Origin of the sequence: Glutamicibacter halophytocola, from assembly GCF_001302565.1 — a bacterium.
GTDB lineage: Bacteria > Actinomycetota > Actinomycetes > Actinomycetales > Micrococcaceae > Glutamicibacter > Glutamicibacter halophytocola.
Genome location: NZ_CP012750.1, coordinates 2,807,509 through 2,827,677, shown reverse-complemented (window position 1 = coordinate 2,827,677; position 20,169 = coordinate 2,807,509). Strand labels below are relative to the sequence as shown.

Genomic DNA, 20,169 nt, shown 5'->3' with positions numbered 1-20,169 from the left:
TTGGGCTCAGCGCTTGTTGTGGGTGCGGCCAAAGGTGAAGTAACTGAGCGGACCGATAAAGCTGATGAAGTTCACCGCAGCCCAGACTGGCTTATTTCCGCGGACCTGGGAGCTGTCGCGCCGACTCAGATCGATCTGCGCGGCGATCAGCAAGGTGATTTGCGCGGTGGCAGCTGTGATCAGCGAAACTTTGCTGGCAAGGGATAGCTCGGAGAACTTATTCTTCTTTGCTGCTGCCATGATGTGCTCCTTGATCTGGGAGTTTTCGACAACTGCCACCGCTGGTGGCGGGGTGCCGAAAATTTTCTGGTTTACGGGAATCATTTTCGCACTTCGCCCGTTGAATAAGACAGAACGCAAAGTTGAGTGAGGTTGGCTCAAGTTGATTTGACAGTCGAAAACGGCTGAGTAAACTTGAGTCCAGAACGCTCAATGAGGGTAAGGGCCCTCGGCGTTAGTACTTTCAACCAAGGCAAAGGAGAGCCATTATGTCGCGTGCCGTAGGTATCGACCTAGGAACCACCAACTCCGTAGTTTCCGTGCTCGAAGGTGGTGAGCCAACCGTTATCGCAAACGCGGAAGGCAACCGTACTACCCCGTCGATCGTTGCTTTCTCGAAGAGCGGCGAAGTTCTGGTTGGCGACATCGCCAAGCGCCAGGCCGTGAACAACATCGACCGCACCATCGCTTCGGTCAAGCGCCACATGGGCACCGACTGGACCATCGACGTTGACGACAAGAAGTACACCGCGCAGGAAATCTCCGCACGTACCTTGATGAAGCTGAAGAACGACGCCGAGGCCTACCTGGGCGAAAAGGTCACCGACGCAGTGATCACCGTTCCTGCCTACTTCAACGACGCTGAGCGCCAGGCCACCAAGGAAGCCGGCGAGATCGCTGGCATGAACGTGCTGCGCATCGTCAACGAGCCAACCGCTGCCGCACTGGCCTACGGCCTGGAAAAGGGCAACGAAGACGAGCTCATCCTGGTCTTCGACCTCGGTGGCGGTACCTTCGACGTCTCCCTGCTCGAAGTTGGCAAGGACGACGACGGCTTCTCCACCATCCAGGTTCGCTCCACCGCTGGCGACAACCGCCTGGGCGGCGACGACTGGGATCAGCGCATCGTGGATTGGCTGCTGGCCCAGGCCAAGGCCAAGGGCGCAGACCTGTCCAAGGACAAGATCGCCCTGCAGCGCCTGAAGGAAGCTGCTGAGCAGGCCAAGAAGGAACTGTCCTCGGCTACCAGCACCAACATCTCCCTGCAGTACCTGTCGGTCACCCCAGAAGGCCCAGTGCACCTGGACGAGCACCTCTCGCGTGCCAAGTTCCAGGACCTGACCAAGGACCTGCTGGAGCGCACACGCAAGCCATTCAACGACGTTATCGCTGAAGCAGGCGTCAAGGTTTCGGACATCGCCCACGTGATCCTCGTTGGCGGTTCCACCCGCATGCCAGCCGTTGCTGACCTGGTCAAGGACCTGGCCGGCAAGGAAGCAAACAAGGGCGTGAACCCTGATGAGGTTGTCGCCGTTGGCGCAGCCCTGCAGGCAGGCGTGCTGAAGGGCGAGCGCAAGGACGTTCTGCTCATCGACGTTACCCCATTGTCCCTGGGCATCGAGACCAAGGGTGGTGTGATGACCAAGCTGATCGAGCGCAACACCGCGATCCCGACCAAGCGTTCGGAAACCTTCACCACCGCTGAGGACAACCAGCCTTCGGTTTCCATCCAGGTCTTCCAGGGCGAGCGCGAGTTCACCCGCGACAACAAGGCGCTGGGCACCTTCGAGCTGACCGGCATCGCACCGGCTCCTCGCGGCATCCCGCAGGTTGAGGTCACCTTCGACATCGACGCCAACGGCATCGTGCACGTATCTGCCAAGGACAAGGGCACCGGCACCGAGCAGTCGATGACCATCACCGGTGGTTCCTCGCTGTCCAAGGAAGACATCGAGCGCATGGTCCAGGAAGCTGAAGCACACGCCGAAGAGGACAAGGCACGCCGCGAAGCTGCTGAGACCCGCAACGCCGCTGAGCAGGCCGCCTACTCGGTGGACAAGCTGATCAAGGACAACGAAGACAAGCTGCCAGAAGAGGTCAAGACCGAGGTCCAGGCCGACGTTGACGCCCTGAAGGCTGCCCTTGAGAAGCAGGACAACGACGACGAGGTCAAGGCCGCGTTCGAGAAGCTGCAGGCATCGCAGACCAAGCTGGGCGAGGCAATCTACGCCAACGCACAGGCCGAGGGTGCTGCCGCTCCTGAGGGCGAGCAGGCTCCAAACGCTGATGAAGACATCGTCGACGCCGAGGTCATCGACGAAGACGAAGCCGACAAGAAGTAGGGAGCCAGGGAACATGTCCGAGGCAAAAGACCAGAACGAGAACTTCGACGCCGAGTCGGAGAACCAGCCAGAGGCTGCCAGCGAGCAGCCAACCGCTGACGCCCTGGGCCAGGCCGAGGCGATCCTGAACGAAGCTGCCGCTGGTGTCGACGAGTCCTCAGAGCAGCAGGAAGAAGCTGGCGCCGGCGAAGCCGAGCTGCGCAACGACCTGCTGCGCCTGCAGGCCGAATACGTCAACTACCGCAAGCGCGTTGAGCGTGACCGGGCTGTGGCGCGGGAAAACGCCGTCCAGTCGGTTCTGACCACCTTGCTCCCAGTGCTCGATGATATCGATGCAGCCCGGGCGCACGGGGATCTGACCGACGGGCCGTTCGCTTCGATCGCCAACAAGCTGGATACCATTCTGGTCCAGCATGGCCTGGAGCGAATCAACGAGGCCGGCGTGGAATTCGATCCGAACATCCACGAAGCACTGCTTCGCCAGGCTGTTCCGGAAGTTCCTGCCGACCACGTGGGGCAGGTGCTGCGCAGCGGCTACCGCAAGGGAGCCACCATCCTGCGCGCAGCCCAGGTGCTGGTAGCTACCGGCGAATAGCCACGAATAACACATTTGAAACTGCCCACTGCCGAGAAATCGTCAGTGGGCAGTTTCGAATTGGCATTGAAAGGACGGTGCCCTGATGGCAAGTCAGGACTGGATCGAAAAAGACTTCTACGCCATTTTGGGCGTCGCCAAGGACGCCAGCGAGGCGGACATCAAAAAGGCATACCGCAAGCTTGCACGCAAGTACCACCCGGATACCAACCAGGGCGATGCAGCAGCGGAACAAAAATTCAAGGACATTTCCGAAGCCCACTCGGTGCTCGCGGATAAGGAACAACGCGAGCAATACGACGCGATCCGGGCCATGGGCGGGGGAGCGCGATTCTCAGCCGGAGGACCTGGCGGGGCTCCGGGAGGCCAAGCCGGCTTCGAGGACATCTTCTCCAATCTCTTTGGCGGCGGCGGCTCGTCGCGAAGCCGCGGCGGACAGCCGGACTTCTCCGACCTGTTCGGCGGTGGCGGAGGATTTGGCGGTGGCGGTTTCGGCCAGAGCGCACCGCCACGCAAGGGAGCGGACCGCACCGCGAATACCACGATCTCCTTCTCAGGATCCATCAAGGGAACCACCATCGGGCTGCGCGAGCAGAATGGCGAAGTCATCGACGTGCGCATCCCTGCAGGCATCAAGGACGGGCAGTCCGTGCGCGTGCGCGGCAAGGGACAACCAGGGGCGGCCGGCAACGGCGATCTGCTGGTCAAGGTCAAGGTCACCGAGCATCCCTTCTTCAAGCGCGAAGAGAACAATATCCGCATCCATGTTCCGGTCACCTTTGACGAAGCAGTGCTGGGCGCCAAGATCCACGTCCCGACATTGGATGGTGAAACGGTCGCGATGAAGGTCCCGGCCGGCTCGAATTCCGGTCGCACACTGCGCCTGAAAGGGCGTGGCGTGAAGACCTCGAAGGCCACCGGAGATCTGTTGATCATCCTGGATGTGGTGATTCCGCAGAATCTTTCGGATGCCGCGAAAAAGGCGGTGGAGGACTTTGCCGCTGCCACCGAAGGCGAAGATCCACGTGTCGACTTGGCTGCCAAGGCCAAGCTCTAGGAGAGACTGCGTCTTGCCTTTCCGGTCGTGCCCTCGAAGTAGCCCGGCCGGGGAGGCTAGACTCAATGAACAGAGGCTGCAGAGCCATTTAGCCATGTAGAAAGGTGGTCGAAGCAACGTGAACGGGGAGTACCTGCGACCTGTCTTCGTCATTTCCGTCGCCGCTCAACTGGCAGATATGCACCCGCAGACGCTACGCCAATATGACCGGATTGGCTTGGTGTCGCCGAGCCGCCAGTCGGGCAAGCAACGCCGCTATTCGCAGCGCGATGTTTCACTGCTCCGCCAAGTCCAGGCGTTGAGCAAGGACGGCGTGTCCCTTGAAGGCATCAAGCGAATCCTGGACCTGCAGGACCAGGTCGCGTACCTGCAAACCGAAGTGAACGACCTGCGCAATGAACTCAGCGCGGTACGCCAAGGCCAAACCCGCATCTTTGCAGCAGGAACCTCCGGCGGAGACGTGGTGTCCTTGGCCCGCGGCATGCGTCCGGAACGCCGTGAACCGACTGTCACGCTATTTACCGCCCGCCGGGCCATCGGCCGCTAGATTGGCAGCCAATCTGCCAATCCCGGACGACTCCGAATTCTGGCATGACCCGGAATTCCCGGAATTAGAGTCGCGGCGTTCGTGCCAAGAAATTTCCTGCTACCGGCCACATGCCCATCAACGTTTTTCAATGGGGATCATCGACGAAGGCGAAACCAAATTCACCGGGCATGACGGGCAGCAGGCAACGCTGGTCCCTGGCGACGTGATCGTCATTCCGCGCGATCACCTCCATGCCTGTAATCCGAAAAATGGCTACTGGCGATACCAGATGATTCATGCAGACCAATCGTGGATTTCCCGGCTTGCGCCAATCCCAGCTCAGGATCTGTTCTGGGGCATACGGATATTCAGGGTGCCGGAGCTCTACGAGTTGATGAACGACTTTAACCAGCAGCTCTTCGCCGGCATGGAAAGGCGATCCGTTGAGCAGTCGCTGGGGTCCATGCTTTCCGTCGTGCAGGGTCTGGCTCCAGTCTTCGAGGCGCTCCCGCCGGGGATAGGGCCCGGCGATGCGCGATTGCTTCCGGTCCTGCAGCGATTGGGCAACGATGCTGTGGCCCCGCAGCTGGGCGAGCTGGCACTGCTCGCCGGCTTGAGCAAGTACCAGCTGATCAGGCTCATGCACAGCAGTACCGGCTTCACCCCGATCGCGTGGCGGCATAACCAGCTGGTGAACCGCTCGCGCGAACTCTTGCGCTCGGGAGCCTCGATAGCGCAGACCGCGGCAGAGCTGGGCTTCTCAGACCAGAGCCACTTCCACAGGGTCTTTCGCTCGCACGTTGCAGCGGCCCCCGGAAAGTACCGAGCGCCGCTGCAATATCGTTCAAGACCTTAGCATCAGGCATGCGAAATGATCATCCCATGCTCATTTCACCTGAAGAATTTGAATTGGCCGCAGATAATCTGCGTGCATTGGCGTTGGACGAACGGCTCAAGGCGCAAGTCATGGCTACGCCGGCCTTGGCCAGGATTGCGCAACGGATCTCGCAACGATACCTGGCCGGGGACTCCATCGACTCTGCCTTCGCCCAGGTTGCCCAGATCACGGCGCGAGGGCATCGCAGCAGCATTGAATGCGTGGGCGAATCGATTCGGGATCGCCACGTCGCTGAGGCGGAAACCGGAATATTCCTGCGCCTCGCCGAACGCTTGAAGCGCTCGAAAACCGATACGACCTTGAGCTTCGATCTCTCGCATCTCGGTTCCGCCATTGATCCCGAGCTGGGATTGCGCAATGCGTTGCGCGTCGCCCGAGCCGCGCGCGAAGCGGGAACCTACCTGATGATTTCGGCCGAAGGATCGGATCGCACCGACCTGGTGCTTGAGCTCTGGGAGAAGCTGATCTGCGATTTTCCGGAAACGGGTATCACCTTGCAGGCTCGCCTATCACGAACATCGCAGGATCTCGTGCGCGTTCTAGAGCTTCAGGCAGGCCCTGTCCGGCTGGTCAAGGGAGCCTTCCAGGAGCCGCTGGAAACGGCCATGGCGCGCAACGATCCAGGCCTGGCCGACAGGTACGCGCAGCTGGCCGGAGCGCTGATCTCCTCAGGCAGGCAGACAAATATTGCCACCCACGACGCGCGGCTGATCCGCAGGCTTAAAGAGGAGCACGGAGCGGCGTTGCTATCGCCGCAGGTGGAATTCGAGATGCTCCAGGGCCTCGGGACGCAGCAGCTGGACGCGTTGCGCGAGGAGGGGTTCACCACCCGGGAATACGCGGTTTTCGGGCCAGAATACTGGCTGTACGTGCTGAATCGGCTGGCTGAGGAGCCACAGCGAATTATGCTGGCAGTGGCAGATCTCCAGCGAACGCACAATGCCGCCCAGGGATCCGGGATGAACGCGAACTAGCAGCGGCCATGGCGTGCGAGCCGCGCCAGCAAATTGGTGCGCACGGCCGGCCACTCGTGCGGAAGAATCGAGAAAATCACGGTGTCGCGCAGCGTGCCAGTTGCCGGATCATACTTGTGATTGCGCAGCACGCCATCCTGCTTGGCGCCTAGGCGGGCAATGGCTGCCCGAGAAGCGGCATTGTGCCAGTGCGTGCAGAACGCCACCGAATAGCAATCCAGCTCGTCAAAAGCCCGCTGCAGCAACATGAACTTTGCTGCAGGGTTGATTCCTGTGCCGTGGACTGATGGGGACAGGTAGGTTGAGCCGATTTCGACGCGTTTGTTCGGTTCATCAATGTTCAAATACGTTGTGGCGCCCACGGCCTTGCCCGTGGACAAATCGATGATCGCAAAGGGCGCCATCGCTCCAGCTTCCTGCAGGGCCAAGCGCTTGTTGATATCGCCGGCCATTTCCTGCGCCGATGGAATAGACGTGTACCAGATTCCATCAAGCTGGCCTGCGGTGACCGCCTCGGACAAGTCTTCTGCGTGGCCAAGGGAGAGCTGTTCTAAACGCACCCCGGCATATTCCATCGTGGGCGCCTGCGCGTAGCTATTGATCTCGGATGAAGTAAGGGCCATGGAATCCATCCTATGGATTCCATGGCCCTTCAATGGCTTTCGTCGCCGATATTAACCGACGCGGGTGTAGGCCAAATCAAAAACCAGGCGACCGGCTTTCAGCGCCTTGCCTTCGAAGCTGGTGAGAATGCGACGCTCAAAGCGTGGCGCCCAGCCGCCTTGCCCGTCGGTGAATTCAGGCTCCGGATCAAAGCCTTCCATGCCGCCACGGCGCACCTTGGTCAGGTTGCTGTCTTCACCGGCCAGGTTGCCCGGATGCTGGTTCTCAAAATCCGCATGTGCTTCAAGAACTTCACGCATCTGTTCGGCGTAGTTGGACCAGTCGGTCGCCAAGCGCAGGGTTCCACCTGGCTTGAGCACGCGTGAGGCCTTGTCGAGGAACGACTTCTTGATCAGGCGGCGCTTGTGGTGGCGAGGCTTGTGCCACGGATCGGAGAAGAAGATCCAGATTTCATCCGCGCTGTTCTCCTCGAGCATCACGTCCAGGACTTCTGGCGCATTGGCCTGGATGGCGCGGACGTTGCTGATGCCGAAGGACTCGACCTTCAGCATCAGCTGTGCCAGCCCTGGGCGGTAAACCTCGACGGCCAGGTAATTGCGCTCGGGATCATCCTTGGCTGCGTTGGCGATGCACTCGCCCAGACCCGTGCCGATCTCGACCACCAGTGGGGCGGTGCGGCCAAAAGCTTCGGCAGGATCTAGCCGGAAGTCGTCGGCCACCGAAGTGTCGGCAATTTTGCGCGGTGGCTCGATGACGTACTGCTCGGCATTGCGTTCCCACGCGCTGGCGCGCCGGCCTTGCAGGCGGTTGCCGCGGCGTACGAACGACACTGGCTCTGCGCGGAAAAGATTCGGGTCTCTGGGGGCAGTGCCGTGGGCTGGGCGCTGCTGATCGCTCGATTCGCTCATGATGATTAATCCTAGCTGAGCCAAGGGCTCCACTGCTCGCCAGGGACTAGGGGATTGGACACCCTAGGGGATGATCCGGGGGATCACCTATGGCGTGAAGCCGGGCGGGGCTGAAGAATGAAATCATGACTGATTTAGTGCGAGGTATTCTCAACGTTATCTGGTTGGTGTTCGGCGGGCTCTGGCTGGCCTTGGGGTACGTTTTGGCCGGCATCATCTGTTGCTTGCTGATAGTGACCATTCCCTTTGGCATCGCTTCCTTCCGCATTGCCGGATATGCGCTGTGGCCATTTGGCCGCACCGTAGTTGACCGGGGGCCAGTCGGGGCATTCTCCACTTTGGGCAATGTCATCTGGGTGGTCTTCGCAGGCATCTGGATTGCCATTGGACACGTGGTGACCGCTATTCCGATGTTCGTATCGATCATCGGCATCCCGCTGGGAATCGCAAACTTGAAGATGATCCCGATTTCCCTGATGCCGCTGGGCAAAGTTATCGTCCCTTCGGACTACTACATTGCCGGCATGAAGCGCTAGCTGCCCAGACACGGCAACGGCCGCCGTCCCTTGATCGGGATGGCGGCCGTTGCCAATTAATGCCGAGCGGACGGCTAGCTCTTGAGGTACTCATCGTGCTGTCGATGGGCTTCTTTGACCTCTTCGCGGATCTTATCCACGTCCTTGGCCTTGTCTCGGTATTTCTTTTCCATGGTCTTCAAGTAGGCTTCTTCTTCCACTAGCGCACGATAGATGCGCTCGCGCTCGTTTGCATCAGCGGTGTAGGTCAAATCCGTGTAGCTGTTTGCGTGGCGCCGCAGGTTGCCAATGGCAGTTTGCGCTTTGCCGGCCTTGCTGAACAAGGAAGCCAAGACCGTCACCACCAGCACACCGATGATTACGCTCAGGGACAGGCCCGTGCTGATTTCGATCACGTGGACTGGCTCTCCGCCGTTGACAAATGGCAGATTGTTTTCGTGCAGCGCGTGCAGGATCAGCTTGACGCCGATGAACGCGAGGATGGCTGCCAAACCGTAGGAAAGGTAGATCAAGCGGTCAAGCAGCCCATCAAGCAGGAAGTATAGCTGGCGCAGGCCCATCAGCGAGAAGGCGGTTGCCGTGAAGACGATGTACACGTTCTGGGTCAGCCCGAAGATGGCGGGAATCGAATCCAGTGCAAAGAGGATATCTGTTCCGCCGATGGCCACCATGACCAGCAGCATTGGGGTCAGGACCTTCTTGCCATCAATCTTGGTGAACAGCTTGTCGCCGTCGTAGCTGTCGGTGGTGTGGAAGAGCTTCTTGGCGATGCGGATGATGAAGTTGTTCGCTTCGTCCGATTCATCATCCTTCTTCAGCAGGTTGCCCGCGGTGAGCAGCAGGATCAGGCCAAAGAGATAGAACACCCAGGCAAACTGGTTGATCAACGCGGCACCGACAAAGATGAAGGCCGTTCGGGCGATGAGGGAGAAGACGATGCCGAAGAGCAGGACCTTCTGCTGGTCTTCGCGCGGAACCCGGAAACTTGCGATGATGATCAGGAAGACAAAGAGGTTGTCAACGGACAACGCTTTCTCCGTGATGTACCCCGCGAAGTACTCGGCGCCCATATCGATGCCGCCGAAAACCAGCACGACCACACCGAAAATCAAGGCGAGGCCGACATAAATGCTCGACCAGATTGCAGCTTCCCGAAGGCTGGGTACGTGCGCCTTGCGAATATGGAAAAAGTAGTCGAAGGCGAGAAGCGCCAGGATGACGGCCACTGTAATGGCCCAGATTAAAGGAGAAACTTCCATAGGGTTTCCTACTTTCGTAAGGCGCGCAAGCACGCTGTCGAGTAAGTCTCTTCGCCTGCCCGGAGGCTGGCCGCAAAACCCGGTGGATCTACGAAGATCTACGTATTGACGGGTCAAGCGCTTAGGAATACTCCCTTACGTGCTTCCAGCCTAACCTGATCTGATGTTCTGAGGAAAGTTCTTGTCTTCTAAATGTCGTTGTGAACTGTAATGTACTTCGTTGCCTTGCGCTTGGATAGGTGCTGAGGGCAATTCGAAGATTCGGATGTGCACTAAAGCGTTTTTCGCATTTTGATGCTGGTGGTCTCGTAGCCCAATGATTCATAGAGTCCGCGGGCGGCAGTGTTGAACCCGAATACATTCAGCCCTAGAGTTTCTGCGCCTTGGGATCGGGCATAACCTTCAGCCAGGATCATGGCCTGGCGGCCAAAGCCGTTGCCGCGGTGCTTCGCGTCGACGACGATGTCCCATACCCACCACGAGGCAAGATCCCCTGAGGCGTCGCATCCGACCCATATGTATCCAACATTGCCAAGTGCGGAGCTCTCCAGGGTGAATACCGCATTTGTTGCGCTGGGCAGTCCATCTGGGAAGGCGCGCGCCATGGTGCCGTACGCGTCTGCCTGCGCTTTGCTTTCCGTGACCCCGGCGGCGAGAAGGTCTGCGATGTATTCTGCAGCGCTCCTCTTCATCCATGACGAAAATTGTTCTGCAGCAAGTGGAAGAAGTGTAAGCGGCATATTCGGAGTCTAGCTGGCTGTCCGGGTTACTGCTTTCGCGAAGCCAGGATTTGTTCTCGCAGAATATCTGCGTGGCCACAGTGTTGTGCCAATTCGCGCAGCATATGCAACAGCACCCATCGGACGGGTAGTGGTCCGCGGCGGTTGCCGGGGAAAATGTCGTCACCCGATTTGCCGCTGAGCGCCTGGCGGGATTCTTCCAGGGCCCGGGTGTAGTCGCGCTGCACCGTTTCGATGGTGTCTGAGGTTTTCAGCGCGAATGACTCGTCCGGTGTGGCGGCGATTCCCAGTTCTGACCGGCTCTTACCGGTGGCGGCCTCGCCGAACCACACGCGTTCAACAAAGGTTGCGTGCTTGACCAGCCCAAGCAATGTGGTTTTGGACCTGACCAAGCTGGCCCGGGCTTCGCCTTCGGTGAGTCCGTCGAGGCACGTCATGAGCATGAGGCGGTGCTGATCAATGAATACCTGCACCATGTCGTCGTAGCCGAGCTGGTAGATGTCATGCGAATCCGGGTTTGGCATGCCTCATCCTAACCGGAGGAGTTGCCCGTGGCGCGGATTTTCGAGTTGCAGGCAAAGCGATAAAAATTTTTCGAGAATCTAGTTCTAGGCGGAATAAGAAGGCAGCGAGTAGAGTTGAGTTAAGTACACTCAAGTTTATGGGTTCACCCAACAAGGGAAAGGATGCGCGTGGACACCAAACTCACCACCAAGAGCCAAGAGGCTCTCTCAGCTTCCGGCATGAACGCTTCAACGGCAGGAAATCCGCAGATTGAACCTGCGCACCTGCTCAAGGCATTGCTGGACCAGCGCGACTCGGTCGCCGTTGCCTTGCTGAAAACGGCCGGGCTTGATGTCGACGCGCTCTCCGTTAAGGCCAGTGCCACAATCAGCGCGTTGCCTACAAGCTCAGGAAGTTCTGTAGCCCAGGCCCAGTTCTCCCGCCAACTACTGCAGGTAGTCGGCAACGCCCAGGAAACCGCCACCGAAATGGGCGATACCTATGTTTCCACCGAACACCTGCTGATCGCCCTCGCCGCCGACCAGTCGAAGGCCGGCGAAGCGATGCGGGAGTTCGGGGCAACGCGCGAGCTGCTGGTTGGAACCTTGCCGACCATTCGCGGTGACCGCAAGGTAGATAATCCCAACCCCGAGGCCACCTTCCAGTCCCTGGAAAAGTTTGGCACCGACATGACAGCGCTGGCGCGCTCGGGCAAGCTGGATCCGGTCATTGGAAGGGACCGCGAAATCCGGCGCCTGGTGCAGGTATTGTCGCGCCGCACCAAGAACAATCCGGTGCTCATCGGTGAGCCGGGCGTGGGCAAGACAGCTGTAGTCGAAGGGCTGGCCCAGCGGATGATCGCTGGGGATGTGCCAGAGTCCTTGCGCGGCAAGACGCTGATCTCCTTGGATTTGGGCGCGATGGTCGCGGGTGCAAAATACCGTGGCGAATTCGAAGAGCGCCTGAAGTCAGTGCTGGAAGAGATCAAATCTTCCGATGGCCAGATCGTGACCTTCATCGACGAGATCCACACCGTGGTTGGTGCTGGAGCCTCGGAAGGCGCCATGGACGCAGGCAACATGCTCAAGCCGATGCTGGCCCGCGGCGAGCTGCGCCTGATCGGTGCAACCACCTTGGACGAGTACCGGGAGAACATCGAGAAGGATCCGGCTCTGGAACGCCGCTTTGCCCAGGTGTACGTCGGGGAGCCAAGCGTGGATGACACCATCGCTATCCTTCGAGGACTCAAGGAGCGCTACGAAGCCCATCACAAGGTGTCCATCGCCGACTCTGCGCTGGTCGCTGCGGCATCGTTGTCCAACCGCTACATCTCGGGACGGCAGCTACCGGATAAAGCCATCGACCTTGTTGATGAAGCCGCCAGCCGGCTGCGCATGGAGATTGACTCCGCTCCGGAGGAAATCGACGAGCTGCGCCGCGAGGTTGACCGGTTGACCATGGAAGAGCTCGCTTTGTCGGATGAGAAAGATCCAGCTTCGGTGGAGCGCCTCGAAGCCCTGCGCAAGGACATGGCAGACAAGAAGGAAAAGCTCGATGCGATGAACTCGCAATGGGAATCCGAGAAAGCCGGCTTGAACCGCGTCGGTGATCTCAAGGTCAAGCTCGATGAACTGCGCGGGCAGGCGGACAAGGCGCAGCGCGAAGGCGATTTGGAAAAGGCGTCCCGGCTGCTATACGGGGAGATCCCTGCGCTGCAAAAGGAACTCGACGCAGCAGCCCTGGCTGAAGCAGACCGTTCTGCGCAGCCGAGCATGGTCGCCGAGGAAGTCACCGCGGATGACATCGCCGAGGTGATTTCGGCCTGGACCGGCATCCCTGCCGGGCGCATGCTGCAGGGCGAGAGCCAAAAGCTGTTGGACATGGAAGAGATCATCGGCCAGCGCCTGATGGGGCAGAAGCAGGCAGTGTCTGCCGTATCGGATGCGGTCCGCCGCACCAGGGCCGGCATTGCCGACCCGAACCGGCCTACCGGATCCTTCCTGTTCCTTGGCCCAACCGGCGTGGGCAAGACCGAGCTTGCCAAGTCCCTGGCGGACTTCCTGTTTGATGACCCGCGTGCCATGGTGCGCATCGACATGTCGGAATACTCCGAGAAGCACGCTGTTTCCCGGCTGGTCGGTGCTCCGCCGGGATATGTCGGCTACGAGGAAGGCGGACAGCTCACCGAGGCGGTGCGCCGTCGCCCATACTCGGTGATCTTGCTCGACGAGGTCGAAAAGGCCCATCCAGAAGTCTTCGACATATTGTTGCAGGTGCTCGATGACGGCCGGTTGACCGACGGCCAGGGGCGCACGGTGGACTTCAGGAATACCATCTTGATCCTCACCTCCAACTTGGGTTCGCAGTTCCTGGTGGATCCCGCATTGGAGGACGAAGCCAAGAAGAGCGCCGTGATGAACGTCGTCAACGCGTCATTCAAGCCGGAATTCCTGAACCGACTGGATGAGGTGATCCTCTTTGATCCGCTGAGCATCGAGGAACTGGGCAATATCGTCAAGCTTCAGATCGATTTGCTCTCGGAGCGCCTGGCCGAACGCCGTTTGACCTTGGAGGTAGACCAGGGGGCGAGCGAATGGCTGGCCCTGACAGGCTACGATCCCGCCTATGGAGCTCGCCCGCTGCGTCGACTTGTCCAGCGCGAGATCGGGGACCGGCTGGCCAAGGAGATCCTTGCCGGCACCGTGCAAGACGGGGACATCGTTCAGGTGTCGCTGGATGAGCCCGGTGACCAGCTGAAGGTGCAGAAAAAGAGCTAGCTCAATATGGCCGAGGGCGTGAACAGGATCCTGTTCACGCCCTCGGCTTGCACTGCTTGAATTCAGCTAGCTCTCGGTGGTCTCTTCAGCCTTTTGGCTCTCATCGTCGGAGTTCCCATTGTCGGGTTCCGAAGAATCTTCATCGGTTGCGTTGTCCGTTGCCTCTGGTGGCAACAGCGAGGTGCGCACGTTCCCTTCAGCCAAGCTCAAGAAGCAGGACACGGCGCGGTCGCCCTGTTCCCAGGTGCTCTGGGAGGGACGGGAGAAGTGATAGGTCCAAGTGGAGTCGAGGCCAGCGCTCGGATCCAGCGAGACCGACTTGCACAGGTCCTCTGACTGGGTGAGCAATTCGCTGGCGCCAGGGTAATCGGTTCCGGAGACCTCAAAAGAACCGATCATCTGGGCATTATGCGCTGAATCGCAGGTGACCACGGTTTGGGCATCCAGCGGTGAGTCAAACCCGCGCAAGCAATCACCCAGCTGCAACTGTGCAGGGGGCATTTCGGTAGCGATGACCCCATCAAGCCCCGGATTTTCATTGCGTTCCACGTTGTTCGCAACGGGCGAAGCGGGGGGATCTATGATGCGCAACACCAAGAAAACCAGAGCAGCGGCCAGCGCCAAAACGGCAATGACCAGGAGGGCCCACTGGCCACCATGCCGTTTGGGCTTTTCCGGTTCGGGCTGCAATGGCGGTAAAGCCGCCTGCGGCTCGGGCAGATTTTCTTCCACCACCTGCTGAGCTCCTTCATGGTCGGGGGCGTTCAGTTATTCGTCAGCTCAATACATAGTCGTTGGACTAATCGACAGTCTAGCTGTATCGACGGGTGTTGCGTTCAGCGCTCGCCGGTGAATCATGTTAACCTTTAATTACGAAAGAACTGATCACATATTCGGGGGCCTTCATCTAATTAGATGGACCACCTCCCGACTCTACTGAAAAGAGGGGGTCACGCCATGGGGCGCGGCCGTCAAAAGGCTAAAGCACAGCGTCAGGCGCGAGATATCAAGTACTACTCGCCGTCCACTGACCTTTCGGCACTTGAACGCGAGTTGGGCGTTCAGTCCGATCATCATGCTCAGAACACCGAGCGTAATGATTCATCGTATGACGAAGAATATTCGGATTACGACGAGCTGACTAAGAAGTACTCGCGAGACGACGACGAGGATTAGGTTCCTTTTCTGAGACCGGGAGTTCTTGGCTCGGAGTGCCACAGCTAGAGCACGCAGTGGTACAGCTCTTCAGTACATTTTGCGACATGCCGCAGCGACTAAGCTAGATTAGCTTTAAGTCGTTGCGGCCTTTGTCGTGTCCAACAAGCATGAGGTGGAACGTGAGCACCAAAGAAGAGCTAGCCATCCAGATGGCGCATCACTCGGCGATCCGCTCGATGCAGCGCATAGTGGAGCAACAAGCGCCAGCGTCACCAGAGGATGAAGCCCGCGCCGGGGTGCAGCAGATGCTGAACTCAGGCAGCGTCCTGGTGGTCACCGGCGCCGGTGTCTCCACCGATTCGGGCATCCCGGATTACCGCGGGCCGAACGGCTCGCTGCAGCGCCACCGTCCGATGACGTACCAGGAGTTCCGCTACCGCCCGGAAGCGCGCCAGCGCTATTGGGCCCGAGGCTATGTCGGCTGGCGCCATATGGACAAGGCCGAGCCGAACCAGATCCACCGGCGGCTGGTGCAGTGGGAACAAGAAGGAAAAATTACCGGCATCATCACGCAAAACGTGGATGGCCTGCACCAGCAGGCTGGATCAAAGCGGGTCATCCCGGTGCATGGGGATTTGTCTACCGTTCGATGCCTGAACTGCGGCTTCAGCGAGGACCGCCGAGACTTCGACGTCCGTCTTGAGGCAGCGAACGAAGGATACCTCGAAGCGGTAGAGATCGACCCTTCCGCAGTGAATCCCGATGGCGACGTGGAGCTGCCTCAATACCTGATCGACCAGTTTGCCATGGTCCGCTGCTTGAACTGTGATTCCTATGCCTTGAAGCCAGATGTGGTGTACTTCGGGGAGAGCGTTCCGCCTGAGCGCAAGGAACTCATGGCGGCGCTGGAAGCAGAATCCAGCGCGCTGTTGGTCCTCGGGTCATCACTGGCCGTGATGAGCGGCTACAAGGTGCTGCTGAACTTCGTCAAAAGGGAACTGCCAGTAGCCCTGATTACCAACGGGCACGTGCGTGGGGAACAGAAGGCTACCTGGCGCTGGCGAGTTCCGCTGGAAACCGCGCTGTCCCAGCTGACCTAGAAGCTCGGGGCCCAGGGTTTCAGGGCCGGCAGTCGTATCACAGCGGACAGGCCACCGGCAGGCCGGGGAGCAAGCCGGAAGGCTCCTCCATGGGCCTGGACCACGGCGGCAACAATAGGCAGCCCCAGGCCGCTTCCCGAGGATTTGATGCTTCCGATGCGTTCCAGGCGGTGAAAAGGCTCCAGGATCAGCTGGGCCTGTTCCGCGGTGAGCACTTCGCCATCATTTTCAACGGTAATCTCGACCATGCTCCCATCAGATCCGGAGCAGAGCCAAGCCTTCGAATTCGAGTAGGACAGCGCATTGCGAACCAAGTTGGCTACTGCATGTTCCAACAGGTCGGCATCGGCTTCCACCGCGGGAAGATCGCCGAGCTGAATGTCGAATTCGAGGCCGCGGGTGATCGCCTCGGGAAGGTATTGCTCCACCAAATCCTCAAGCAGCAGCGAGAGGTCTATGGGCATCTTGGCCAGGCCATTGGACTGGGCGCGCGAGAGCGTGAGCAATGAATCCACGGAACGCTCGGCCTTGGCCGTGATGTGCTGCAGGCGTTGGATGAACTGCGGCCCGGGGAGCTGCTGGCTGGGACCCACCTCCAAGGTGGTGCGCAGCGCGGCCAAAGGGGTGCGCAGTTCATGGGATGCATTCGCCGCGAATCGCTGCTGCTGAGTGATCTGGTTTTCGAGCCGGTCAAGCATGGAATCCATGGCGTCGGCCACGTCGGAGAATTCAGTGCGTGGACCATGAAGATGGACACGACGGTTCAGATCCCCTGAGCTGACCGAATTCGCGGTCCGCTGCATGCGTGCCAGCGGGCGCAGCAGATGTCCTGCCAAGAACCAGGAGCCGATGCCGCTGCCTGCTACGAGGAAGCCCAGCGCCCAAAGCGCCCGCGGAATAAAAGCCCTGGCCAGGTCCTTGCGGCTCGGAGCGAATTCGCCGAACTTCGTGTTCAGCACCCCATCGGGGATATAGCGAAGCAGGAAGAGGTAGACCAGGGCGAAGAGCACTGCACCTGTGCCAACGACGAGCAGGCACATGGTGATGCTCAGCTTGAGCCTGGCGCTGAGGCCACGGGGCCGATCGACATTGTTCATGCAGAAAATTCCGGGTCAACAAGCCGGTAGCCGACACCGGTCACTGTTTCAATGGGTGTTGGCTCTCCGAGCCTCTTGCGCAGCGAGGACATGGTTACGCGGACTACCGCGGTGAATGGGTCTGCGTTCACATCCCAGGCCTTCTCCAGCAGTTCTTCGGAGCTGACTACGCCGCCATCTGCTTCCATCAGAATCTGCAAGATGGCAAACTGCTTCTTTGAGAGGTCGATTCCAACGCCGTTGCGCTGCACAGTGCGCTTAAAGGGATTCAGCGTGATGCCGCGCAGCTCCATGACTGGAGGGGCGCTCACCGCCGGGCGCCGGGAGAGCGCATGAAGCCGCAGGATGACTTCCTTGAGCGCAAACGGTTTGGTCAGGTAGTCATCGGCGCCAGCCTCGAAACCCGAGATCTTGTCATCGAGCCGAGTCGCCGCGGTGAGCATGAGCACCCGGGTGCCCAAGCGCTTCTCGTGCAGCCATGCAACAACCTCATCGCCCGACGGGCCCGGAATATCGCGATCGACCACCGCCACGTCATAGTCGTTGAGCGACAGCAGCTCGATGGCACGGTGGCCGTCCATGGCCACATCCGCCGCAATGCCTGCCTGCTGCAGCCCCTGTTGAACTGCCTCGGCAATATACGGTTCGTCTTCGATGAGCAATACTCTCATGGTCTTATCCTAGGACGGTTCCGAGTACTCGGCAGCAGCTAGGAAGCGGCGCTGGGGCGCATCGCCGGGCACTGCCCCTGGGGGTCTGCCGCCAGCTCATAGTGCCAGAGCTCGTTGGCGTATCTCTGGCACAGCCCGAACCGCTGGCCCTTGCGCGAGAGCCAGTCCGCGGCAACTGTCGGGCCGACATCAACGGCATTGCCGGTGACATGCGAGGAATCGTCCGGGGATGCCACCCACTTTGAGGCTTCGGCTTCACTGCCATATTTGGCTATCGCCTGATCCAGCAATTCCTGCTGGTAGCCGCGTGAACGCCAACCGGAGGTAACCCAGAAATCCTTGATGCCCTGCTCCTTGGCAGCAGCGGCCGCTTCCTGAAGTGCCTCGCGCAGCTGGGGATCCAGGTTGCTGATTGCGCGATGGCTGTCATCGAAGGGGCTCACCTGGCTCTCGCGCAGCTCGTCGTCCTCCGAGGCCGTGAAGATCGTCTTCACTGCCTTGGCCCCGAGATCGGCGGTAGCACTCGTGCTGGTGGTCAATGCAGCGCAGGAGCCCAGGAACAGGGCCGCGATCGCGATAAGCACCGTGGAAATCATGACTCGTGTTTTTCTCATGAGCCAAGAACATCAAATCAGGTGTTAAGCCAGTGTAAAGAGTGTTGCGAAGAACTTCTCCGCTATCCGGCGGCAGCGAATCTTATGGGGGAGGCGATGAAAGCCAAGGCCAGCACCGTCATTGCAATTCCAATCCATGCACAGATGCGCCGCAGCGGTTCCAGCCGGCCAGCAGCGGCGAAGCCCAGCAGGCACCCTGCTACATTGGTGGCCAGGTCCGAGGTGTCGGAGCTTCCCACCGCCAGCGTGTACTGCAGGATTTCAAGCAGCAAGGACAGGCCGAGCCCGGCTGCGGCCGCCTGCACCCAACGCAGCCGGGGCCACAAAAGCCGGAGGTTCAAGCCGATTGGGATGAACAGCAGCAGATTGACGAGGCTTTCCTTCAAGCCGCTGGCAGCAAAGCGCGCATCGGCAATGAAAGGCAGCAGCTTGATTGAACGCAGTTCGCCGCTGCCCAGATGCGGCAGGGCCAGCTTGAAGAGGATGATCCACGCGAGGAAAAACAGGTACAGCCCGGCGAAGATGAAGCTCCGGCGGCGAAGCTGGGAGGCTTCTGCTGGTTCGGCCATGGCGGAATTACTCCGTGGATAAGCGAACACCGGCAGACCAGAAAACTGGTCCGCCGGTGGATTCGAAGCTCTGGGTGCTACTTGGCGTAGGCCCCGGTCAGCAGCACGGCGCCACCGTCAACACCCTTGGCGCCCTGGACGAAGTCCAGGCCAGCCTCGGCAGCCGATGGATCCAGGTTCTCAACCTGGCCCATAACCCATGCGCCCATGCCAGCAGCGTTCAGCAGCTGCACAGCGCGGTCGGCCACGGCCTGGTCAACGATCGCCACCATGCCAACGCCCAGGTTCAAGGTGCGCTCCAAGTCAGGCTGCGGCACGTTGCCCAGGGAAGCAATGGTGGAGAACACTGCCGGCAGTGCCCAGGTCGAACGGTCCACGCGGGCCATCAGGCCCTGTGGCAGCACGCGGGCCAGGTTGGCGGCCAGGCCGCCACCGGTGACGTGGCTGAAGCCGTGCACGCCGAAGTTCTCGCCGTCGTTCAACTCGCCAATCAAATCCAGGCAAGCGCTGGTGTAGATGCGGGTTGGCACCAGCAGCTCCTCGCCCAGGGTCTTGCCGAACTCGGCCACCTCGCGGTCCAGCTCCCACTTGGCGTGGGCGATGACCCGGCGCACCAGCGAGTAGCCGTTGGAGTGGATGCCCGAGGAAGCCATGCCGATGACCACGTCGCCGGCACGCACGCGTTCCGGGCCCAGCAGCTGGTCAGCCTCGATAACACCGGTGGCGGCACCGGCCACATCGTACTCGTCCTCGGCCAGCAGGCCAGGGTGCTCAGCGGTTTCGCCGCCGACCAGCGCGGTGCCGGCGAGCTTGCAGCCCTCGGCGATGCCGCGCACGATGTCGGCAATGCGCTCCGGAACCACCTTGCCGGTGGCAATGTAGTCGGTCATGAACAGCGGCTTGGCGCCCACCACGACGATGTCATCAACGACCATGCCGACCAGGTCCTGGCCGATGGTGTCGTGGATGTCCAGCTTCTGGGCAATCGCCACCTTGGTGCCCACGCCGTCGGTGGAGGTCGCCAGGTAGGGCTTCTTGTAGCCGGTCAGGAAGGAGACATCAAAAAGCCCGGCGAAACCGCCAACCCCTCCGACGACGCCGGAAGTGTGCGTGGCCTTGATCGCACCCTTCATCAACTCAACGGCGCGGTCACCGGCCTCGACGTCAACGCCGGCACCGGCATAGGTGATGGAAGTTGGCTGATCATTGCCGCTCAT

At 60.1% G+C, this 20,169-nt stretch carries 22 protein-coding genes; 10 read left to right on the top strand and 12 right to left on the bottom strand.

What is annotated here, in order from left to right; translation table 11 throughout:
* Positions 1 to 6: 6 nt before the first annotated feature.
* A complete protein-coding gene (locus AOZ07_RS13105; protein WP_084793252.1) occupies positions 7 to 324 on the bottom strand; it encodes a PLD nuclease N-terminal domain-containing protein in 318 nt (105 codons plus the stop codon).
* A gap of 164 nt (positions 325 to 488) precedes the next feature.
* Here AOZ07_RS13105 and dnaK point away from each other — a divergent pair, with 164 nt between their 5' ends.
* The 6 genes from dnaK (at position 489) to AOZ07_RS13075 (ending at position 6,395) form a co-directional block, all read left to right on the top strand.
* Complete coding sequence (gene dnaK / locus AOZ07_RS13100) at positions 489 to 2,342, top strand: molecular chaperone DnaK (RefSeq protein WP_060702387.1); 1,854 nt, start codon at positions 489 to 491, stop codon at positions 2,340 to 2,342.
* 13 nt (positions 2,343 to 2,355) lie between these two features.
* Positions 2,356 to 2,937 (top strand): nucleotide exchange factor GrpE, encoded by a 582-nt coding sequence (locus tag AOZ07_RS13095; RefSeq protein ID WP_060702386.1) that lies wholly within the window; start codon positions 2,356 to 2,358, stop codon positions 2,935 to 2,937.
* 85 nt (positions 2,938 to 3,022) lie between these two features.
* Complete coding sequence (locus AOZ07_RS13090) at positions 3,023 to 3,994, top strand: DnaJ C-terminal domain-containing protein (RefSeq protein WP_060702385.1); 972 nt, start codon at positions 3,023 to 3,025, stop codon at positions 3,992 to 3,994.
* Positions 3,995 to 4,112: 118 nt separating this feature from the next.
* A complete protein-coding gene (locus AOZ07_RS13085; RefSeq protein ID WP_075972499.1) occupies positions 4,113 to 4,541 on the top strand; it encodes a heat shock protein transcriptional repressor HspR in 429 nt (142 codons plus the stop codon).
* Position 4,542: 1 nt separating this feature from the next.
* The gene (locus tag AOZ07_RS13080; protein WP_075972498.1) at positions 4,543 to 5,379 is read left to right on the top strand and encodes an AraC family transcriptional regulator; all 837 of its coding nucleotides are present in this window, start codon (positions 4,543 to 4,545) and stop codon (positions 5,377 to 5,379) included.
* Positions 5,380 to 5,405: 26 nt separating this feature from the next.
* Complete coding sequence (locus AOZ07_RS13075) at positions 5,406 to 6,395, top strand: proline dehydrogenase family protein (protein ID WP_060702384.1); 990 nt, start codon at positions 5,406 to 5,408, stop codon at positions 6,393 to 6,395.
* Here AOZ07_RS13075 and AOZ07_RS13070 read toward each other — a convergent pair.
* The gene (locus AOZ07_RS13070) at positions 6,392 to 7,018 is read right to left on the bottom strand and encodes a GNAT family N-acetyltransferase (RefSeq protein ID WP_060703460.1); all 627 of its coding nucleotides are present in this window, start codon (positions 7,016 to 7,018) and stop codon (positions 6,392 to 6,394) included. The genes AOZ07_RS13075 and AOZ07_RS13070 overlap by 4 nt on opposite strands.
* A gap of 51 nt (positions 7,019 to 7,069) precedes the next feature.
* Positions 7,070 to 7,927 carry a tRNA (guanosine(46)-N7)-methyltransferase TrmB gene (trmB, locus tag AOZ07_RS13065; protein ID WP_060702383.1) on the bottom strand — a complete coding sequence of 286 codons (858 nt, stop codon included), beginning with the start codon at positions 7,925 to 7,927 and terminating at the stop codon, positions 7,070 to 7,072.
* A 125-nt stretch (positions 7,928 to 8,052) separates the two neighbouring features.
* Between trmB and AOZ07_RS13060 the strand changes: the two genes are divergently transcribed.
* Positions 8,053 to 8,463 carry a YccF domain-containing protein gene (locus tag AOZ07_RS13060; RefSeq protein WP_060702382.1) on the top strand — a complete coding sequence of 137 codons (411 nt, stop codon included), beginning with the start codon at positions 8,053 to 8,055 and terminating at the stop codon, positions 8,461 to 8,463.
* Positions 8,464 to 8,537: 74 nt separating this feature from the next.
* Here AOZ07_RS13060 and AOZ07_RS13055 read toward each other — a convergent pair whose 3' ends face one another.
* The 3 genes from AOZ07_RS13055 to AOZ07_RS13045 form a co-directional block, all read right to left on the bottom strand.
* Positions 8,538 to 9,722: a TerC family protein gene (locus tag AOZ07_RS13055; RefSeq protein ID WP_060702381.1), complete on the bottom strand. Its 1,185-nt coding sequence runs from the start codon at positions 9,720 to 9,722 to the stop codon at positions 8,538 to 8,540.
* Positions 9,723 to 9,994: 272 nt separating this feature from the next.
* Positions 9,995 to 10,414: a GNAT family N-acetyltransferase gene (locus AOZ07_RS13050; RefSeq protein WP_236995188.1), complete on the bottom strand. Its 420-nt coding sequence runs from the start codon at positions 10,412 to 10,414 to the stop codon at positions 9,995 to 9,997.
* 74 nt (positions 10,415 to 10,488) lie between these two features.
* On the bottom strand, positions 10,489 to 10,986 hold the full coding sequence (locus AOZ07_RS13045) for a DinB family protein (protein WP_060702379.1): 498 nt from the start codon (positions 10,984 to 10,986) through the stop codon (positions 10,489 to 10,491).
* A gap of 168 nt (positions 10,987 to 11,154) precedes the next feature.
* On the opposite strand from AOZ07_RS13045, the gene clpB reads away from it, so the two are divergent.
* Positions 11,155 to 13,743, top strand: a complete 2,589-nt coding sequence (clpB, locus tag AOZ07_RS13040; RefSeq protein ID WP_060703459.1) for an ATP-dependent chaperone ClpB — start codon at positions 11,155 to 11,157, stop codon at positions 13,741 to 13,743.
* A gap of 66 nt (positions 13,744 to 13,809) precedes the next feature.
* Here the strand turns inward: clpB and AOZ07_RS13035 are convergent, their stop codons facing one another.
* Positions 13,810 to 14,478: a septum formation family protein gene (locus tag AOZ07_RS13035; RefSeq protein WP_060702378.1), complete on the bottom strand. Its 669-nt coding sequence runs from the start codon at positions 14,476 to 14,478 to the stop codon at positions 13,810 to 13,812.
* A 222-nt stretch (positions 14,479 to 14,700) separates the two neighbouring features.
* Here AOZ07_RS13035 and AOZ07_RS13030 point away from each other — a divergent pair, with 222 nt between their 5' ends.
* Together AOZ07_RS13030 and AOZ07_RS13025 are read left to right on the top strand one after the other, a co-directional pair.
* Positions 14,701 to 14,919: a DUF3073 domain-containing protein gene (locus AOZ07_RS13030; protein ID WP_060703458.1), complete on the top strand. Its 219-nt coding sequence runs from the start codon at positions 14,701 to 14,703 to the stop codon at positions 14,917 to 14,919.
* Between the two features lie 191 nt (positions 14,920 to 15,110).
* On the top strand, positions 15,111 to 16,001 hold the full coding sequence (locus AOZ07_RS13025; RefSeq protein ID WP_060703457.1) for a Sir2 family NAD-dependent protein deacetylase: 891 nt from the start codon (positions 15,111 to 15,113) through the stop codon (positions 15,999 to 16,001).
* Here AOZ07_RS13025 and AOZ07_RS13020 read toward each other — a convergent pair.
* The 5 genes from AOZ07_RS13020 to purM all read right to left on the bottom strand — a co-directional run bounded on the left by AOZ07_RS13020 (position 15,998) and on the right by purM (position 20,169).
* Positions 15,998 to 17,098, bottom strand: coding sequence for a sensor histidine kinase (locus tag AOZ07_RS13020; protein ID WP_060702377.1), 1,101 nt, complete (start codon positions 17,096 to 17,098; stop codon positions 15,998 to 16,000). The two genes, AOZ07_RS13025 and AOZ07_RS13020, sit on opposite strands and share 4 nt — an antisense overlap.
* Positions 17,095 to 17,769 (bottom strand): response regulator transcription factor, encoded by a 675-nt coding sequence (locus AOZ07_RS13015; RefSeq protein ID WP_060702376.1) that lies wholly within the window; start codon positions 17,767 to 17,769, stop codon positions 17,095 to 17,097. The genes AOZ07_RS13020 and AOZ07_RS13015 overlap by 4 nt, the downstream gene beginning before the upstream one ends.
* A 38-nt stretch (positions 17,770 to 17,807) precedes the next feature.
* A complete protein-coding gene (locus AOZ07_RS13010; protein WP_075972497.1) occupies positions 17,808 to 18,383 on the bottom strand; it encodes a M15 family metallopeptidase in 576 nt (191 codons plus the stop codon).
* Between the two features lie 62 nt (positions 18,384 to 18,445).
* On the bottom strand, positions 18,446 to 18,952 hold the full coding sequence (locus AOZ07_RS13005; protein ID WP_060702374.1) for a VanZ family protein: 507 nt from the start codon (positions 18,950 to 18,952) through the stop codon (positions 18,446 to 18,448).
* 77 nt (positions 18,953 to 19,029) lie between these two features.
* The gene (gene purM / locus AOZ07_RS13000) at positions 19,030 to 20,169 is read right to left on the bottom strand and encodes a phosphoribosylformylglycinamidine cyclo-ligase (RefSeq protein ID WP_060702373.1); all 1,140 of its coding nucleotides are present in this window, start codon (positions 20,167 to 20,169) and stop codon (positions 19,030 to 19,032) included.

Bases quoted from the DNA above. Each gene is read 5' to 3' on its own strand.
- AOZ07_RS13105 (WP_084793252.1), bottom strand. From the start codon at position 324: ATGATTCCCGTAAACCAGAAAATTTTCGGCACCCCGCCACCAGCGGTG.
- dnaK (WP_060702387.1), top strand. From the start codon at position 489: ATGTCGCGTGCCGTAGGTATCGACCTAGGAACCACCAACTCCGTAGTT.
- AOZ07_RS13095 (WP_060702386.1), top strand. From the start codon at position 2,356: ATGTCCGAGGCAAAAGACCAGAACGAGAACTTCGACGCCGAGTCGGAG.
- AOZ07_RS13090 (WP_060702385.1), top strand. From the start codon at position 3,023: ATGGCAAGTCAGGACTGGATCGAAAAAGACTTCTACGCCATTTTGGGC.
- AOZ07_RS13075 (WP_060702384.1), top strand. From the start codon at position 5,406: ATGCTCATTTCACCTGAAGAATTTGAATTGGCCGCAGATAATCTGCGT.
- AOZ07_RS13070 (WP_060703460.1), bottom strand. From the start codon at position 7,018: ATGGCCCTTACTTCATCCGAGATCAATAGCTACGCGCAGGCGCCCACG.
- trmB (WP_060702383.1), bottom strand. From the start codon at position 7,927: ATGAGCGAATCGAGCGATCAGCAGCGCCCAGCCCACGGCACTGCCCCC.
- AOZ07_RS13060 (WP_060702382.1), top strand. From the start codon at position 8,053: ATGACTGATTTAGTGCGAGGTATTCTCAACGTTATCTGGTTGGTGTTC.
- AOZ07_RS13055 (WP_060702381.1), bottom strand. From the start codon at position 9,722: ATGGAAGTTTCTCCTTTAATCTGGGCCATTACAGTGGCCGTCATCCTG.
- AOZ07_RS13050 (WP_236995188.1), bottom strand. From the start codon at position 10,414: ATGAAGAGGAGCGCTGCAGAATACATCGCAGACCTTCTCGCCGCCGGG.
- AOZ07_RS13045 (WP_060702379.1), bottom strand. From the start codon at position 10,986: ATGCCAAACCCGGATTCGCATGACATCTACCAGCTCGGCTACGACGAC.
- AOZ07_RS13030 (WP_060703458.1), top strand. From the start codon at position 14,701: ATGGGGCGCGGCCGTCAAAAGGCTAAAGCACAGCGTCAGGCGCGAGAT.
- AOZ07_RS13025 (WP_060703457.1), top strand. From the start codon at position 15,111: ATGGCGCATCACTCGGCGATCCGCTCGATGCAGCGCATAGTGGAGCAA.
- AOZ07_RS13020 (WP_060702377.1), bottom strand. From the start codon at position 17,098: ATGAACAATGTCGATCGGCCCCGTGGCCTCAGCGCCAGGCTCAAGCTG.
- AOZ07_RS13015 (WP_060702376.1), bottom strand. From the start codon at position 17,769: ATGAGAGTATTGCTCATCGAAGACGAACCGTATATTGCCGAGGCAGTT.
- AOZ07_RS13010 (WP_075972497.1), bottom strand. From the start codon at position 18,383: ATGAGAAAAACACGAGTCATGATTTCCACGGTGCTTATCGCGATCGCG.
- AOZ07_RS13005 (WP_060702374.1), bottom strand. From the start codon at position 18,952: ATGGCCGAACCAGCAGAAGCCTCCCAGCTTCGCCGCCGGAGCTTCATC.
- purM (WP_060702373.1), bottom strand. From the start codon at position 20,169: ATGAGCGGCAATGATCAGCCAACTTCCATCACCTATGCCGGTGCCGGC.